Annotated in this window: 16 protein-coding genes and 1 pseudogene; 8 read left to right on the forward strand and 9 right to left on the reverse strand. The window is 37.7% G+C overall.

The window, feature by feature from the left end; translation table 11 throughout:
- Positions 1-28: 28 nt before the first annotated feature.
- The 5 genes from thrB to CYP77_RS05570 form a co-directional block, all read right to left on the reverse strand.
- Complete coding sequence (gene thrB, locus CYP77_RS05550; RefSeq protein WP_103567585.1) at positions 29-913, reverse strand: homoserine kinase; 885 nt, start codon at positions 911-913, stop codon at positions 29-31.
- An 8-nt stretch (positions 914-921) separates the two neighbouring features.
- Positions 922-1,284 (reverse strand): glycoprotease, encoded by a 363-nt coding sequence (locus tag CYP77_RS05555; RefSeq protein ID WP_087582679.1) that lies wholly within the window; start codon positions 1,282-1,284, stop codon positions 922-924.
- Positions 1,285-1,364: 80 nt separating this feature from the next.
- Positions 1,365-2,249 (reverse strand): UDP-3-O-acyl-N-acetylglucosamine deacetylase, encoded by an 885-nt coding sequence (gene lpxC, locus CYP77_RS05560; protein ID WP_004317248.1) that lies wholly within the window; start codon positions 2,247-2,249, stop codon positions 1,365-1,367.
- Positions 2,250-2,309: 60 nt separating this feature from the next.
- Positions 2,310-3,680: a M23 family metallopeptidase gene (locus CYP77_RS05565; RefSeq protein ID WP_103567586.1), complete on the reverse strand. Its 1,371-nt coding sequence runs from the start codon at positions 3,678-3,680 to the stop codon at positions 2,310-2,312.
- Between the two features lie 61 nt (positions 3,681-3,741).
- Complete coding sequence (locus CYP77_RS05570; RefSeq protein WP_103567587.1) at positions 3,742-4,572, reverse strand: prephenate dehydrogenase; 831 nt, start codon at positions 4,570-4,572, stop codon at positions 3,742-3,744.
- An 89-nt stretch (positions 4,573-4,661) separates the two neighbouring features.
- On the opposite strand from CYP77_RS05570, the gene bamA reads away from it, so the two are divergent.
- From bamA to recO, 7 genes are all read left to right on the forward strand, one after another.
- Positions 4,662-6,917, forward strand: a complete 2,256-nt coding sequence (bamA, locus tag CYP77_RS05575; RefSeq protein ID WP_103567588.1) for an outer membrane protein assembly factor BamA — start codon at positions 4,662-4,664, stop codon at positions 6,915-6,917.
- A gap of 129 nt (positions 6,918-7,046) precedes the next feature.
- Positions 7,047-7,964, forward strand: coding sequence for an acetyl-CoA carboxylase, carboxyltransferase subunit beta (accD, locus tag CYP77_RS05580; RefSeq protein ID WP_103567638.1), 918 nt, complete (start codon positions 7,047-7,049; stop codon positions 7,962-7,964).
- A 2-nt stretch (positions 7,965-7,966) separates the two neighbouring features.
- A complete protein-coding gene (locus CYP77_RS05585; protein WP_103567589.1) occupies positions 7,967-8,422 on the forward strand; it encodes a 23S rRNA (pseudouridine(1915)-N(3))-methyltransferase RlmH in 456 nt (151 codons plus the stop codon).
- Between the two features lie 11 nt (positions 8,423-8,433).
- Complete coding sequence (dksA, locus tag CYP77_RS05590) at positions 8,434-8,790, forward strand: RNA polymerase-binding protein DksA (protein ID WP_009294329.1); 357 nt, start codon at positions 8,434-8,436, stop codon at positions 8,788-8,790.
- Positions 8,791-8,799: 9 nt separating this feature from the next.
- Entirely contained in the window at positions 8,800-9,798 is a 999-nt protein-coding gene (locus tag CYP77_RS05595; protein WP_103567590.1) for a uroporphyrinogen III synthase HEM4, read from the forward strand.
- Positions 9,795-10,718 (forward strand): tRNA dihydrouridine synthase, encoded by a 924-nt coding sequence (locus CYP77_RS05600; RefSeq protein ID WP_103567591.1) that lies wholly within the window; start codon positions 9,795-9,797, stop codon positions 10,716-10,718. Before CYP77_RS05595 ends, CYP77_RS05600 begins: the two co-directional genes overlap by 4 nt.
- The gene (gene recO, locus CYP77_RS05605; RefSeq protein WP_021087592.1) at positions 10,719-11,333 is read left to right on the forward strand and encodes a recombination protein RecO; all 615 of its coding nucleotides are present in this window, start codon (positions 10,719-10,721) and stop codon (positions 11,331-11,333) included. It begins immediately after the preceding gene.
- Here recO and CYP77_RS05610 read toward each other — a convergent pair.
- Entirely contained in the window at positions 11,316-12,476 is a 1,161-nt protein-coding gene (locus CYP77_RS05610) for a Cj0814 family flagellar-dependent secreted protein (RefSeq protein ID WP_103567592.1), read from the reverse strand. The two genes, recO and CYP77_RS05610, sit on opposite strands and share 18 nt — an antisense overlap.
- A 198-nt stretch (positions 12,477-12,674) precedes the next feature.
- Here CYP77_RS05610 and CYP77_RS05615 point away from each other — a divergent pair, with 198 nt between their 5' ends.
- Positions 12,675-13,508, forward strand: coding sequence for a polyribonucleotide nucleotidyltransferase (locus tag CYP77_RS05615; protein ID WP_103567593.1), 834 nt, complete (start codon positions 12,675-12,677; stop codon positions 13,506-13,508).
- Positions 13,509-13,576: 68 nt separating this feature from the next.
- On the opposite strand, the gene CYP77_RS05620 is transcribed toward CYP77_RS05615, so the two are convergent.
- The 3 genes and pseudogenes from CYP77_RS05620 to CYP77_RS05630 all read right to left on the reverse strand — a co-directional run bounded on the left by CYP77_RS05620 (position 13,577) and on the right by CYP77_RS05630 (position 16,730).
- On the reverse strand, positions 13,577-14,368 hold the full coding sequence (locus CYP77_RS05620) for a cell surface protein (RefSeq protein ID WP_410002965.1): 792 nt from the start codon (positions 14,366-14,368) through the stop codon (positions 13,577-13,579).
- 11 nt (positions 14,369-14,379) lie between these two features.
- A pseudogene (locus tag CYP77_RS10375) lies at positions 14,380-15,514 on the reverse strand (Cj0814 family flagellar-dependent secreted protein).
- 112 nt (positions 15,515-15,626) lie between these two features.
- The gene (locus tag CYP77_RS05630) at positions 15,627-16,730 is read right to left on the reverse strand and encodes a Cj0814 family flagellar-dependent secreted protein (protein ID WP_103567594.1); all 1,104 of its coding nucleotides are present in this window, start codon (positions 16,728-16,730) and stop codon (positions 15,627-15,629) included.
- Between the last annotated feature and the right edge of the window lie 13 nt (positions 16,731-16,743).

Genomic DNA, 16,743 nt, shown 5'->3' on the forward strand with positions numbered 1-16,743 from the left:
TATTCATTATACCTTTTTAAACTTGTTTCTAGCTTTGCGTGATTTCGTATCCATCGTTATCAAATGAAAAAATTTCCACTCTAAAATCATTAAATTTACTCTTTAAAATATCTTGTAAATTTTTAGCGTCGTCTTTATAAGCGATGTTTAAAAAGCTTGAGCCTGAGCCTGAAAGTGTGCTCATTAGCGCTCCATTTTCATAAGCTACTTTTCGCACCTCAAAAAGCTCTTTTAACGCGCTCATTCTGCGCTCTTCGTGCATCATATCTTCACTTGCTATCCTCAAAAGATCGTATCTTTTTTCGTAAAAACAAGATGTTAAAAATGCAGCGTGAGAGAGGTTATTTACGCACTCTTTCATGGTGTAGTTTTTTGGTAAAATTTGTCTTGATGATGCCGTACTCATCGGCTTATTTGGGATAACGACGATAGCTTTTATATCATCGCTTAAATTTATTTTATTTGCATAAACATTGCCGTTTTTTACGATCGCACTGATAAATCCGCCGTGAACTGCTGGCGAGATATTGTCTGGATGGGTTTCATAGATGATCGCTTTATTTAAAATGACGCTTTTACTGGCCTTAAATCCAGCCATCTCGTAAGCTGAAGCTATAGCTCCAACGATCACTGCAGAGCTACTGCCAAGTCCTCTTGAAAATGGGATATTGTTTTCAAAAACTACTCTAAAATTTTCATTTTTGCCAGTTAGCTCGAGAAAAATTTCATTAAAAATACTTAGAAAAATGTTGTTTCTTTTTAAATTTGCACTATCGCTTCCCTCGCCATTTATCGAGACCGAGCTAAATTTAGATGGTTCGATCTTTACGCTATTAAAAAGCTTTAAACTAAGCCCCAAAGCGTCAAAACCTGGTCCTAAATTTGCACTCGTAGCAGGGATTAAGATATTCAAATTTTCTCCTAAACAGCTTGGATGATATAATTTGGAAGTGTATCTGAATTTAGTTTTAATTCATCTAAATTTAAAGGCAACACAAATCTCACTGGCTCAACTTTTTCAAGTGAAATTTCGCCATTTTTCAAGACAAAGCTTAAATTTTTATTTGCCCTGATCGCTTGGCCACCATTCAGACTAAAGCCGCTAACTGCGTAAAACTCACAGCCCTTTGCCAAAGAGAAAGTTTTTAATATAACATAGGCCACCTTTAGTCCCATAAAGCTACCTGGTGTGTTTGCGTAGATGATCTTTGTGATGTTAAATTTAGAGGATAAATTTTCTAGGATTTTTATCAGAGCTTCGCTGACATGCTCGTCAGTTGTGATCTCATCAAATTTTACGCCATCTTTATAGACTCCAACTAAAAGTGGAGTCGATAAAGAGACTACTAAAATTTCAATATTTTTTATGCAAATACCTTTTGATACTCTTTTAAAAGCTCGCCACTAAGTGTTGCGATCTCATAATTTTTCTCATCTGCCATTAAAGCAAGCGTTAGTTTGTGATTTAGATCGTGGCTACCCGCAAATGCTGTATAATCCCCTAGCAAAGGTGCTCCAAGCAAGCTCAAATCGCCAACTGCGTCTAAAATTTTATGTCTTACAAACTCATTTTCAAATCTCAAACCCTCTGGATTTAAAATATGCGTATCATCGATAGCCACGGCGTTATCAAGAGATGCGCCAAGGGCTAAATTTTGAGCTTGCAAGCGCTGCAAATCTTTTAAAAAACCAAAAGTTCTAGCACGAGCTATATTTTTTACAAATGAGCTCTTGCTAAATTCAAAAACATATCTTTGTTCGCCGATAACTGGGTGGTCAAATTTGATTGTATAGTCAAATTTTGGATTTCTTGAAGGCGAAGTTCGCACAAATTTTGACCCCTCAACCACCTCGACTTCGCGGCGGACAAGGATGACTTTTTTACCAGCATCAAGATGCCTTATACCAGCTTCGTCAAGTAGCATACAAAAGCTTATCGCACTGCCGTCCATGACAGGAATTTCGTTTGCATCAACTGAAATTCTAATATTATCAATGCCGTATCCATTTACAGCTGCCATTAGGTGTTCTATCGTGCTGATAAAGCCCTTTTCGTTGCCAACGACGGTTGCCATTTGCGTATTTATAACGTTTTTAGGCTCAGCTTTAAAACTAATACCAAGATCTTCGCGGTGCAAAATAATGCCTGAATTTGCATCAAGAGGTTCTAGTATAAGTCTTATCGGCTCACCCTTGTGAAGCCCTATACCAACGGTCTCAACGCGTCTTGCGATAGTAGTTTGTTTCAAAAATTTTCCTTATATTTTTTTGTTCGCTTATGATAGCACTAAAAAATCAAATTTGCAAATTTAATTCTTATCTATCATCGCCTTTGCGGCATCTAAGACACTTGTCACATTGTCTTTTATCCACTTTTTATCCATCCATTGCTGAGGTCTTACCTCTTCGCCTTGGACCAAAATTCCAAAGTGAAGGTGATCTCCAAGTGCAAGGCCGCTCGTTCCAGTTGTGCCTATTTGATCGCCAGCAGCAACCATGTCGCCCTCTTTTACCTTCGCACTTGAGCAGTGTCCGTAAAGTGAGTAAAGTCCAAATCCATGATCGATCACAATGTTTAAACCATAAATTCCATTCTCAGATGCTAGCACAACGCGACCTGCATTGCTAGCTATTATCGGAGCTGATGCCACGCTTGCAAAATCTATACCCATGTGCCACGACTCACTTACTTGCTCATTATTATATGTATAGAAGCGGTGGTCAGCAAAATCAGCCACTTTCTTGCCATTTCTAAGCGGGTAAAATGGAATTATATTAAAGCCGTTTGTGATGTCAGTATCGACGTTTGAAGTGAGTGCTGTTATCTTCTCTTCGTTTGAGTTTCTTAGCGTTTCATTGACAAATTTCATCTTATCAAGCCTTGAAAGAGCGTTTGGATCTTTGGCGTATTGATCTGTTAGATCAACGATCTTTCCGTCTAAAAATCTATCATTTAAAGCAATGGTTGAAGTTTTGTATTTTACATTTTCATAAAAATATCTCACGTGAGATTTGCTCTCATTGCCCGCAAAGTCTCTTGCGATGACCTCAGCGCTAAAGTTTTCAACTTGCACTGGCCAAGCAACAAGTGCTGCATAAAAGCCCTCTTTGTAAAATGGCACAGCCTTAAATTTCTTACCAAAATTTGTCTGAACATAAACCTCTTTTAGCTGATTATCAGTAGCTCTAAAGACGACAACTGCGCTACCGCCTTTTGAGATAGAGTAAGACTGAGAAAGTACGTAAAGATCAGGCTTTGAGGTGTCGAGCACAACCTCAACTTTTTTGCTTGCTTTATTGCCAGTAAAAAAGCCCCATTTGCTAGTATCGACCGCTTCTATACTCATCTCATAAGTGTCTTTTTGAGCAAAAAATCCAGTCTTTGGGAAGGTCAAATTTACATCAAGCTCAGTGCTTGGATTTTGTATGATTTGATTTAGTAAATTTAGGTCATTTTTGCCGTCATTTATGCTGATACGCACAAATTTTATGCCGCTGTCATCTTTAAATTTGATATTCATAGGCGAGCGAAGGTTCCAATAAACCTTATCAGCAACGCCGATGATTGGCTCGTTTCGCTCAAAGTCTTTCGACATTAAAGCATAACCAAAGCCACCAGCTAATATCAAAACAAGTAAAACCACAACAATGCCAAAACCACCTATTCCACGTCTATACATATATTATTACCTTAAATTTTATTTGCGAAATTTTACATATAATCAATAAATTTTTAGTTAATTACAAAATTTCTCTTACAGCTCTAGCTTCGCCCATCCAATCAAAAAGCTCATCCCAGCGCTCGTCTTTTATAAGATCTTTGCATAAATTTAGCTCTTTTTCAAACATATTTATCGCAGCAACGACATTATTTTTATTTTGCTTAAAGATATCACTCCACATAAATGGCGAACTCTTTGCAACACGTATCATACCCTTAAATGTCGGTCCGCCAAGTGCAACGATGTGCCTTTTATCCTCTTCTTTTAAGATCCCGCTAGCAAGCGAAAATGCAATAGCGTGAGGTAAATGTGAGATGAGACCCACGTGATGATCATGCTCTTTTGCACTCATGAAAATGATCTTCATGCCAAGACAAGAAAATAGCTCAACGCTTCTTTTTACGTGCTTTTCTGCGCTCTCAGCAAAGTCGCAAACTATGACAGTAGCCCCTGTGTAAAGTGACTTAAAGGCAGCTTCTGGACCAGAGTACTCAGTACCTGCCATCGGGTGAGCTGGGATGAAATTTTTACGAATTTTCTCTGGCACAGCTTCTATTATCTTTTGCTTTGTCGAGCCAAAGTCGATGATCGTCGTATCTTCACTAATGTCAGTTAAATTTTGCACGATGCTTACGATAGCCTCAACTGGAACAGCTAAAAAGATGATGTCACACTTCTTTTTCATCTCATCAATGCTTAAAATTTCATGTACCAGTCCAAGCTCGAGTGCTTTTTTGCTGTGATTTTCATCTTTGTCATATCCGCTGACACAAGAGATCAGCTTCTCATCTTTTAGTGCAAGACCAAGCGAGCCACCCATAAGACCAAGTCCGATGATACCTATTTTCATAAAAAACCTTTAAAATTATAAAATTTAAATTTTTTAAAAATAAAATATGATATTATACGCACTTATACTAAAACTCTAGGTTAAATTTAATGAAAAAGAAATTATTTTTACTAGCACTAGCTTTAAGCGGTCTAAATGCGCAAACGATTCAGTCAATAAATTTCAAAGGTCTAATCCACCTTTCACCTGATGTAGCCACTCAGATAATGGGGCTAAAAGTCGGTCAAGAGCTAACTCCAAAGCTTAGCGATAAGGCCATCACAAATTTATACAAGCAAAATTATTTTGATGATATCTACATAGAGGATACAGGTAGTGGCAATCTTTTAGTAAAAGTAAAAGAGAAGCCAAGCGTAGCTAGAGTCGATCTAAAGGGTGTTGTGACAAATGACAAAACTGCGATCGAATCGCTAATCAACATCAAACCTGGCAATATGTATGATGAGCTAACTATAGAAAAAACAAAAGAGAGAATTCGCCAGTATTACGAGTCAAAAGGCTATTTTGACACAGTTGTCGACGTAGAAAAACAGCCAGTTGCAGACAACGACAGCTCGCTTTTCATCACTCTAAACATCAACCGTGGCGAAAATATGATAATCAAAAAGGTAAATTTAGTCGGGGCAAAAGAATTTGACTATGATGATATCGAGCCAGTAGTTGCAAACAAAAGTAGAGAATTTATGGGCTGGCTTTGGGGTAGAAACGACGGAAAAGTTAAACTTTTTGAGCTTGAAAACGACCCAGCAAGGATTCAAGATAAATATTTTCAAAAAGGCTATTTAGACGCGACTGTTTCGTCACCTTACCTAAATGCGTCATTTGATAACTATACAGCTGATCTTACATACTACATCCACGAGGGCGAGCCTTATAAGGTTTCAAACGTAAGCATCACAGCACCTGAAGAGCTAGGACTTGATACTAAAAAGATCATAGATGACTTTAGACTTGAAGCTGGCGATACGATGAACTCGGCAAGACTTCGCCAAGATATGAAAAAGCTTGACGATATGGTCGCTGACAAGGGCTATGCATTTGTCAAAGTCTATCCAAAGACTGACAAATTTGATGAAAATAAAACAGTTGATATCGACTACGAAGTTGATCCTGGCGAAAAAGTATATATAAGAAATGTTCAAATTTCAGGAAACGATAGAACAGTTGATCGTGTCGTAAGACGTGAGCTATATCTAACTGAGGGAAATTTATATAGTAGAACCGACCTTCAAGACTCAAAAGATGCATTAAAAAGAACAAGCTACTTTGACGATGTCGAGATAGAAGAAGACCCAGTTGATAAAAACACAGTCGATCTAAAAGTAAAGGTAAAAGAGGCATCAACTGGCTCAATAAGCGGCGGTATCGGATACGGAAGTAGCGATGGCTTGCTGCTTAATGCTGCACTTTCAGACACAAACATCTTTGGCTCTGGCCTTCAAGGACAAGTAAGCGTTGATAAGAGTGATAGAGAGCTTTCTGGTCAGATAAGTCTTACAAATCCAAGAATTTTTGACTCAGAGTATAGCCTTGGCGGAACGCTCTATGCAAACGACTACGACTGGAGAACATATAAAGAGAGAAGCTACGGCTTTAGCACAACACTTGGTAGAAAATTAACTAGAAATTTAAGCGCATCACTTACTTATAATATCGAGCAAAGTAAAGTTACTTTAAAAGATGACGAACTAAGAAATATAAATAAAGACACAGGAAAAGAAATTTATAGAGAAGGCAAGGCTATAAAAAGCGCTATAACTCCAGCTTTGACATATAACAGCACTGATGATTACTACTTGCCAAGACGCGGTATCATAGCTAGTACATCATTTGAGATAGCAGGACTTGGTGGTGATATGGATTTTGTTAAAAACCGCACAAATTTCAACTACTATCTAGGCCTTAGAGAGTACATCGACTACGATCTTATCCTAAGATATAAAGCAAGCTTTGGCAAAATTTGGGAGAGAGGTTATACTCCTATCAACGAAAGGCTTTACCTTGGTGGTATAAGAAGCTTACGTGGCTACGAAAGCAGAACCGTATCTCCAAAAGTAAAATACAAAGGCGACTACTATGAATACGGCGGCGAAACATCATTTAATAACTCAGTTGAGATGAGCTTCCCTATAATAGAACGTGTCAAAATGCGTGGTGTTGTATTTTATGACTATGGCATGATCGGTGAAAATAGCCTAAACGAGATAAAAAGATCATCAGTTGGTACAGGTATCGAGTGGATAACACCTATCGGACCACTTCAACTAATCTTCGCAAAAGCTCTTAAACCTAAAGAGGGCGATGATACAAATACATTTGAATTTACTATCGGAAGACGCTTCTAATAAAATACTTTTAAGGGGCTAGTTTGCCCCTTAAATCCCCCGCAAACAAACAAACTTTAAGTCATATAAGAAAAAGCAAGGCTAACATTAGATATAATCCCACAATTTTTAATATAAGTGGGTAAAAAGATGAATTTCTCAGACATTTTTTCAAAGATAAGAAAAGCTCAACCTCGTCCAGAAGAAGCACCTACACACTGGGTAAAATGCGACAACTGCCACTCACTGATGTATTACAAAGAAGTTGAAGCTTGTTTTAATGTATGCCCAAAATGCGGCTACCACATGAGATTAAAAGCTGATGATCGCATAAATTTGATCTGCGATGAAGGTAGCTTTGTAGAATTTGACGCAAATTTAAAACCAGTAGATCCTTTAAATTTTGTCGATAAAAAATCATACAAAAAAAGAATTACAGAAAATAAAGAAAAAACAGGACACACAAGCTCAGTGATATGCGGCGAAGGCAAATGTAACGGACAAGAGATCCAGCTAGTTGTTTTTGACTTTGGCTTCATGGGCGGCTCACTAGCTTCAGTTGAGGGCGAAAAGATCGTAAGAGCGATAAAACGCGCGATCGAAAAACGCCAAGCCTTGATCATCGTAAGCGCATCTGGTGGCGCTAGAATGCAAGAGAGCACATTTTCTTTGATGCAGATGTCAAAGACTTCAGCAGCCCTAAAACTTCTTGATGAAGCAAGACTACCATATATTTCTATCCTTACAGATCCTACGATGGGCGGCGTTAGTGCATCATTTGCATGGCTTGGAGATCTAATAATAGCTGAACCTGGCGCACTAATAGGCTTTGCAGGACAAAGGGTTATCAAACAAACCATAGGCGCTGATCTTCCAGAGGGCTTTCAAAGGGCTGAATTTTTGCTTGAACATGGTCTTATAGATGACATCGTGCCAAGAAGCGAGCACAAAAAATATATAAGCGATATGGTTAAATTTCTTACAAATAACAAAGCTATGATCTCTAAAAGCGAAGTGACAACTCCAAGCGAAACTGGCTTTGAGCTAAAGCTAAAAACCAAAGGGTAAGTTTGGAAATTTCGGTTTTTAGCATTCAAAAATCATCGCGTGATAACTTTGAAAACGAGATACAAGAATATATAAAAATGAGTGCAAAATTTGCCAAGATAAACGACAAAATAATATTTAATGAAAAGATAGCAAAGGCTCAAAGCAGTGGCAGAAACGATGCGCTAAGAGCTTATGATGAAATTTACGAGCCAAATTTAAAAGGCTTTTGTGTGATGCTTGATGAAAATGGCTCACTGCTTGACAGCCAAGAATTTGCTCAAATTTTAAACTCAAATTCACAGATCAATTTTTTCATAGGTGGAGCTTATGGGCTTAGCCAAAATTTAAAAAACAAGGCACAAAAAGTCGTAAGCTTAAGCAAGATGACTATGGCGCACAAAGTCGCCAAGCTCGTACTTTTTGAGCAAATTTTTAGAGGGCTTTGCATAAATGCAAACCATCCATATCACAAATAAAGGAATATAAAATGACTCAAAACGAGCTAAATTTTTTCAAAAAGCTACTTGAAGAGCGAAAATTACAAATCAAAAAAAATATTTATGACTCATCAGTTGAAGTAAGCGGTTTAAGAGATAGTGGCGTAAGCGATGAATTTGACATCGCTTCAGTAAATACCGATCAGCTTATAGAGCAGTCTATCTCAACCCAGCAAAGAGCCGAGCTTCACGAGATCGACGAGGCGCTTGAAAAGATAGCAAACAAGACTTATGGAATTTGTGACATGTGCGAAGAGGAGATCGGCATCCCTCGCCTAAAAGTAAAACCGCATGCAAAATACTGCATAGCTTGTCGTGAGATAATAGAAAAAACAGCAAAAAACTAAGGAGAAAATATGAAAACCAGAAAATTTCTCGTCTACTGCATCATCTACACAGCAGTTGTTGCAGGACTTACCTATTCTCTTAATAGTTCAGACTTCACCTTTGAGCTCTTAGGTCAAGCCATAACCTTGCCAGTAGCTGTCTGGGTGGCACTTCCAGTAGCTCTTTTGGCGCTCCTTGCCCTACTTCACATCGCATATCATGGATACGCCTTTTATAGATATAAAAAATGGATAAAAAAAGATAGCCAGCTCTACAAAGACCTTGCAAAAGAGACGCTTCTTGGCTTTGAAAGCAACAAAGACTTTAAAACCGACACTTACAAGATCGCCTCACAGCTCACTCGCTCTATCTCACCAGTAGGCGAGCTTAAAGATGTTGGTGTTGATGACGGCGAGATAAACAATATCTTACAAACCATAAAAAGCATAAAAAATAAAGAGATCGTCGATCTAAAGAAATTTAGGCTAGCAAAAGATAGCAAGCTAAACATCCTAAACGAGTTAAACAAGATCGAGCAGATGCCTACTTACTATCTTGATGTGCTTAAAAATCAAGAGCAAAACGATAGCCTTAAAAAGGCAGCCTTCGATAAGCTCATAAAAACAGCTTCATTTAGCGAGATCAAAAAAATCGATCCAGAGCTAGCAAGCGAAGATATAATGACCATTATCACGCGTTTTGTAAATGATGAGATCGACCTAAGTAGCGATGAAATTTTTGGTCTTCTAAACAATGCAAAAGTAACAAAAGCACAATACGACAAAGCCGCCATAATGCTTAAAAATAAACTAAAACCAGATGCGTTTATCGGTATCTTTGAAAAGCTAAAAAGCATCCATGCTGATGCTGATGAGGCCTACGTATATGCGTTATTTGAGCTTCAGATGCTTGATAAAGTAAGAGAAGCCATCGAGGGTAGCGACCCTGATGAGTTTAAAGAGATAAAGGTTTTACTATTTTTACGAGATAACGGTAAAATGGTGCCTAGCTCGCTATTTTTTAAATGATAGACTTTAGTAAAAAGCCACTTTTCTTAGCGCCACTTGCTGGCTTTTCTGACCTGCCGTTACGAAGCGTCGTCAAGAAATTTGGCTGCGATGCCACTGTTAGCGAGATGATCAGCGCAAATGCCCTGGTCTATGAGAGCAGTGACAAAACTCTTGAAATGCTTAAAAAATCCCCAAACGAAGAGCCCTACGTCGTCCAGATAGCTGGCAGTGATATAGAAAATATAAAAAAGGCCGTGCAGATAATCAATAAATTTGATGGAATTTATGGGCTTGATCTAAACTGCGGCTGCCCTGTGCCAAAGGTCGTTAGACAAGGTGCAGGATCGGCCTTACTAAATGATCTTGACAAACTTCAAAGCATCATCTCAGCTATAAAAAGCGTCTCAAACAAGAAGAGCCTAAGCGTTAAATTTAGACTTGGCTTTAACGACAAAAACGAAGAGAAAATCGCAAAGGCCTGCGAAGAAGCCGGCGCAAACTACATCGCAGTGCATGGGCGCACCAGAGCTGGCGGATACAGCGCAAAGGTTGATTACGAAGCGATCGCTAGAGTAAAGGCAAGCGTGAAAATCCCAGTCGTCGCAAATGGCGACATAAACGCGCAAAATGCAGATGAAATTTTAAATCTCACAAAATGCGACGCCCTAATGATCGGCAGAGCAAGCATCGGCAACCCTTGGATATTTCACGAGATAAAGACCAAAAGTAGCGTGGATAAAGCGCTAAAACAAGAGATCATCTTAGCTCACTTTGACGCTATGATCGAGCACTACGGCGAGCACGGACTTTGCATATTTAGAAAGCATCTGCACCAATACAGCAAGGGTATAGATGGCGCCACGAGCTTTAGAAATGAAGTAAATTTCATCAAAGACGCCCGCGTGATGAGAGAGCGCATAAGGGAGTTTTTTGCCTAGATGCAAGGCTACATCCTGCGCGTGCAAAAGGTCAGAGACGAGGACCTTTTAGTCTTTGTGCTAACGCCAAATTTGCTCGTAAAGTCATATAGATTTTTTGGCGCTCGTCACTCAAACATCATGACTGGCTACAAGATCGACTTTGAGCTCGAGCAAGAGGCGAAATTTCTACCAAAGCTTAGAAGCATACTTCACCTTGGCTTTAAATGGTTGCTAGAGCGCGACAAACTCATCATTTGGCAGCAGTTTATGCGCCTACTTTATGATCATCTAAAAGAGGTCGAGCAGCTCGATGAAATTTACTTTAACGAGCTTGATCGCTGTGCCAAACAGATGCAGCTGCAAAATCCAAAACGCCTTATCATCGAAAGCTATGTTAAAATTTTAGAATATGAAGGCAGGCTTCACAGCGAGCTTGAGTGCTTTATCTGCGACGAGGAGATAGAAAGCGAGCTTTGCCTAACTCGTGGCTTTTTGCCCTCTCACAAGCACTGCCTTGATAGAAGCGAATTTGACGCTAGCAAGATCAAAAATTTGTTTGATACAAAAAGCACGATCGAGCTAAATGACGATGAGATAAACCGCCTTTATAAAATTTTACTTGATGGGCTTTAGGCTTACTTTCGTCCTCTCATCAAATTCTTTTAAAACATCCATTATTTTATTTGCTAGCCCCTCAAGCGTTTGATCTTTTTTAAGCTCTAAATTTCTAAGCTTTAAAATCCTAGCTAGTATATCTTTTAGATCTTTCTTACCAGATAGTATCTCATCATAATAAGCCTTTGGTATGCCTATCTCACTTCTATCTTGTTTTGTAATTATTTCATAGTTTTTATACACACTAAGAGCCTCGTCAGTGATCCTTGTTGTGCCACCTTGCAACACAAGACCTTGCTCGTTTTTTAAAAATGCCACAAAGATTTGCTCCTTTGTATAGCCTTGTTCATTGTCATATACAGACATATCAGGCTTGAAGTCATATCCAGCACTACTAACCCACATATAAGGGATAGTATGCTCAGTTGTCATCACTTCTGGAGAGAAGTCAAGGAAATTTCCATTGACTTCTACATTTATATCACTTAGATCATTTATTAGCTTACGTGCATCGTCTGCATCTTGGGCTGTTCTAAAGATATGAGTTATCTTTTCATTGCTTCTATCGGTTAGTCCATCTAGCTCATCGCTAGTCATCCTACCCATTAGGTATTCAACATGCTCTATTTTTTTATCTTTTGAAAAGTAGCCCTTTGGCATCTTTGCTAGATCTTCATTTGAGTAAAATTCTTTACCCTTACTAATAACTCCAGCTGAAATTTGATCAAAAATTTTATAGTATTGCTTTATAGTGTCTGCTAGATCGATATTTGCAAAGCTATCCTCTCCAAATAGCGCATTATCCTTTCTTGTATCCATTAAAATATTTGTAAAGTTTGGGTGCTTTTGATTGTGTAGCACTATCGCATCAAGCGTGCTTTTGTGGATTTTAAAGTCCTGTGGCAAACCTGCAGCTTTGTTAAAGTCAGCTCCCATAAATCCTTTAGCATCTACACTATATCCATAGCCCTCTTGTGAAGTAAATTTGGCCTGATAAAGAGAGTCGATACTACTAGATGAAACAAAGTCATTTTTAGGAATAGTGGTTTGGTTGATCGAATTTATATTTGGAGTGCTAGGCAAGAAATTTGCAAAGCCTTCGTTTTTTGTCTGTTTTTGGTAGTGCTGTTTTGTTAAGATGGAGTTATAAGAGACTTTCATAGCTTACTCCTTGAAATTTAGCTTCAAAGAGTAAGCAAAAGTTGTGCCGTAAATTTTTATCAACAGGGGAGCATTTTGTGTCGAGAGAAGTCATATATAAACCAAATTGTTGAAAGGTCGATTTACAAACTAAGAAATTTTCACTCAAACAAATTTTGAAAATCGTTGAGTAGTTTAAAACTTACCAAGGATAGTAAAATGCAAATTTCTAGCTCGCCGTATCCTTATCTGTCTAGAGAACACATAGCTAGTGAGATGGGCTTTAAATTTAACGATATAAACGAGATCCTTGATAACAATATGGGATATGGTATGAGCTTTCCTAAATACGCAAGGCTTGATAGAAAAGCTCAAGCTGCGGCTTATGATAGGCATATATATCCGCTATCTGGCTTTACAAAAGGTGATGAAGCAAAAGTCACTATCATAGGAAAGCTTAGAGGCTATGATCCTGATTTTACAAGCGAGCAGCTATCAGATCTTAAAAATTTCATAAATGAAAGCAAGGGTTTGTTTGTAGAGTATATACAAGGTCAGCAAGCAAAACCAGACAATGATAAGCCAAAAATTTTAAGAGATACCCCATACACTGTAAATGAATTTTTAAATGAATATCGTGGTAATAGCCAGCTACTATTTATGCAAAACTCAAGGACTGTTGATCTGCTTGATAGTGATATGAGCGTTGATGAGTTTAAAGAGGAGTGGGCTAAATATGCACTAAAAGAGCGGTTTAATATAACTTTATCTGGCGAAGATGCTAAAAATACTGTCAATATACTAAAAGAGATGAATGAAAAGGGCATTCAAGATATAGAGAGCGTTGAAGAAGAAGACGACACCAAAGAGAAAAAATTTACTCCTATCCAAGCTGAAAGCAAAAACACTGAAACTTATGACATTACTAAGGATGAGAAATTTTCATATTTACTTAAGCTTCAAGAACTTGAGAGAGAACGAGGTATCGACGTGCTTCGTATCATGCAAAAACTTGAAGAAAATGGTAAAAAAGTTGTCGATAAAAAGGTTTAAATTCATTTTTATATCTAGCACAAGCCGCTGCTATGTTATCCTGTAACAAGCTCGTTCTGCTTTATCCATCAAGCCATCTTATTTAAAATTTGCTTCTTATCTATCTTTTGCATAAGCTCCAAGACATCTATACCTCTTTTTTCTTTGAAATTTAAAAGCTCTCTTGCATAGAGAAATTTCTGATCCTTGTTTATATCATAGGTCTCATACTTCTTCTTAACCTGCATAGGTTTAAATTTTTTCTCAGCCTGCTCTTTAGCAAAATTTGCATTGTATTCTTGTTCTTCTTTGATTATCTGCTTTCTTTGCTCTTCAACATCCTTTGTAGCTTTTTCTCTTGCTTTGGCAAATAAAGTCTTAAATTCATCTATGCCTAGATCAGTTCTTTTTAAAAGGTTAAGAGATTCATCGTTATAGTTTGGATATAGAGAAGACATGCTGTCCATAAATGCTCTTAGGTCAGCCTCCTCTTCTTTTTTGCCAAGACCTATCATCTTACCTTCTATTGTTGGTTTGCCGTCTATAGAGTTATCCCTCAGAAAATCCATATAACCTTGAAGCTCCCAATCTATCGCTTTTTCTATGGTTTCTGGATATTTTCCGTATAGAGCTCTTCGCTCTTCTGGAGAGTATTTGTTTGATAGCATACTATCTATTTTATCTATGGTTTTTGTTATCCAGTCTTCTGTTCCTTCTTCTATACCGATTATCTTATCTAGTCCAACACCAAATGGTCCTTGCATATAAGCATCAACTTTAGCTTTCTCATCTTCTGCGGATAAATTTTTATTGCCATGAGCTATGTAGTCATCTAAAATTTCTTTATATTGCATCGATCCATTATAGGTAGTAATAAACATTTCAGCTCCCCTTACGCCTTTATATCAACATCTCTTTTTATGCCAAGCATATCTACTAAGTATTTTCCAGCTGGGTTTTCATTTAGCTCTTTTACTAAATTTAAAGGTGGCATACTAAATTTTAAAAAGCTATCCATAAAGTCTTTGCTCTTTTTGCCATCTTTGTCTATCTCGCCAAAGAGTAGCTTTAACATTTTTAGATTATGCTCCATCATCTTTTTAAATGAGAGTTCGTCTTCTTGGTCGCTAAATTTATCAAGGCTTTGTCTGTGTCTTACATAATCTTGCATATAATCAGGCAGCATAGAGACAGCACCATCATCTGCTTTTGAGAAATTTATCCCATAAGCCATTTGCCACATAGTATTAAAGGCATTAAATGATCTTTGAAATTCTTTGGTGTTTATATTTTTATCATAGCCGCCATATTTTCCTATCGCAGTGGTTTCGCCCTCGTATATGTCTAGGTTGTGATTTAGCACACCAGCTATAAGACCGCCTTTGGTTATAGAGCCATCTTTATTAGTGTATTTCTCTCCGTGTGGATCCATAAATATACCAATGACTGTGTTTTCTTTACCGCCATTTGCGTTGTTAAAGATGTATGTTACGTTTTTTTGGATGTATCTGCTTGTCTGGTCCGATAGATAAAGAGCCATTATAAAAGAGCGTGCTTATGGTCTTTGTTGGCGTATGCACAAAGCTATCTTCTACCGCAGAATACTCACTAGCACTAGCGTATTTTTTATCCACTTGTAGGCTTTGACGATCATAAGAAAAGCCTTGAGGGAAATTTCTTATATCATCTGTGCTAAAGCTTTCTTTTGAATTTAGTGTATCTTCGCCAACTACTTGAGCTAGCAACCTATAAGCGTTGCCAACAGTTTTAGCTATATCGATACTTTTAAAATTCTTGATGTCTGGATCCATTATGTCGTTTGATCTGACTAACGACTCCAGCGTGCTTGAGTGAATTTTATAATCACTTGGGATGCCAGCTTGCTTGTTAAACTCATCTATAAAGTAGCCATCTTTATCTACCTTGTAGCCTAAAACTAAAGAGCTTGTTTGGTTTGTAGAAATTTTGGTTGATACCTTTATGTTCTGCTCTAAATTCAAGGGGTAGCTACCAAGTGCATTTATCATCTAATATCCTTTTAGCTTCATGCTAAAGATATCGTCTTTTTTATGAAAAGATTTACCTAGTAAATTTAGCTACTTTGGCTAGAGCAAATGTCTATCTTAAGAGATGTCTAAACTACTTTTGCCTACCTAGGGCATAAATTTGATTTAGCTCATTAAAAGCTAAATTTATATTATCCTCGCTTGGCTTTAGGGTGCTATTTTTTAGTAGCTCAAGCACTAAATTTTTAAAATTTTCTCTATCTTCTGCTAGCTTTTTAAGGCTAGCTACATCGCTCAAGCTTTTGTTTCTATGATCCTTTGTCTCGGCAGCGATGAAAGCGTTATTTAGCAAGACTTCAGGCTTTAGCGCAGTCTCTCCACCTTCTAGGATCGCAGGGTTTTCTGACTTTAGAAAACTAATAAACAAAGCCTCTTTTTTGTAACCAGACTCCGTTTTATAGTAAGAGACGTCTGGGTTAAAGCCACCACTATTTTCCTGCTCTAAATTTGCAAAATTTAGCTTTTTGAGGTTCGTTTTTATGCCTAGTTTTGATAGATCTTCGCTTAAATTTGATGCGAGCTTCATTTCATCTTCGCTACTAAAGATGTTTGTCACGACCTCGTTTTTGCGACTATTTAAAAAATCAATATTTGATCTATCACTCAAATCTGCGTTAAAATCAATGCCTTTCATCCCTTGCGAGATGTAGCCTTTTGGTAGATTTGCTAGGTCGCTATCTGTAAAACTATCTTTGTTTAAACTCTTGCCCATTACCTGAGAAAAAATAGCGTAATACTGACCTATCGTGTCTGCTATATCGATATTTTCAAAGACATCATTGTCAAAAAGCTTGCCGCTAGCGTTGCTATAAAGGACGCTATTTATATTATTTTGCTTTGTTGCGAAGTTTAGAAATTCTTTTATAGTGCTTTTGTGAAGCTTAAAGTCTTGTGGCAAGCCGGCTGCTTTATTAAAACTAGCGTCCATAAAGCCAGCCTTATCGCTTTGATAGCCAAGCTCGTTTTTGTCTTTAAATTTCACGCTATAAATGCTTTGCTGTGTATCTTTTGTGAGTTCAAGTCTTTGTAAATTTTGTGCAATGTCTTTTGTTTTTTCATTATTTGCAAGAGCGTTTTGAAATTTGACACTTTCAGACTGCTCTTTTTGAAGTTTCCTTGCTTTTGCCTCAGTAGCTACTGAGCTATACTTTTGCGTGCTAACACTAAAAATGCTCATTTACGATCCTTGC

The organism is Campylobacter concisus, from assembly GCF_002913865.1.
Lineage (GTDB): Bacteria > Campylobacterota > Campylobacteria > Campylobacterales > Campylobacteraceae > Campylobacter_A > Campylobacter_A concisus_AM.